This is a genomic window from Candidatus Phycosocius spiralis (assembly GCF_030158815.1).
In the GTDB taxonomy this organism is placed as follows: Bacteria; Pseudomonadota; Alphaproteobacteria; order Caulobacterales; family Aquidulcibacteraceae; genus Aquidulcibacter; species Aquidulcibacter spiralis.
This window is the reverse complement of record NZ_BPFZ01000035.1, coordinates 1-618: the sequence shown is the minus strand read 5'-3', so window position 1 is coordinate 618 and position 618 is coordinate 1. Positions and strand designations below refer to the sequence as shown.

Genomic DNA, 618 nt, shown 5'->3' with positions numbered 1-618 from the left:
ACCGCAACGGGGCCATTGACCCGCGAAAACAACAAACCAATGCCGTTTTGCGCATCCCGGCCCAATAATTCAGTAGGTGTATCAAACCCAGCAATGGCAATATCGGCAGGAAGAAAAGCACCATTTTTGGGGTCCAATAGGGGCCCCCCAGGTCCTTCCGTATCCCCTCTTGAACGTTGATCCCACCAGACCATTGTTGAATTGACCATGGTGCGCCCATCACCAAAACCTGGAAAACGGCCACTAGTAATCCAATTGGCTAAATTGGCACGCCCAAACATAGGGTCTGTTGTATATCCAACACTGGCATTATTGGTTGGCTTTGTTGGATCATAGGCATCAGGGGTTGCAAAACCCACACAATGGGCAGCAAATAAAACGGTGCGTGGATTGATCAAAAGGCCAGAACAACTTCCCATCCCACCAGCTGAATTACGCATACCCAAAAGGACCCAATAGGGGCGTGTATTGTTAACATCAATCACGGAGGTAGGTTGGACTTTATTGGGTGTAACCAAGGCTGTGGCAGGGCCAGCAAGCAAAAGACCAGTTCCAATCGCCGCCAAAGCAACTGAATTAGCAAATTGTTTCCGTAAACTAATCATAATAATACCCCCT

1 protein-coding gene is annotated in these 618 nt (G+C 48.4%); it reads right to left on the bottom strand.

All coding sequences use genetic code 11. The features are described 5' to 3' along the window. Window positions 1-605: S1 family serine peptidase (locus PsB1_RS11775; protein ID WP_284361840.1), on the bottom strand; the 605-nt coding region annotated here is incomplete at its 3' end. Between the last annotated feature and the right edge of the window lie 13 nt (window positions 606-618).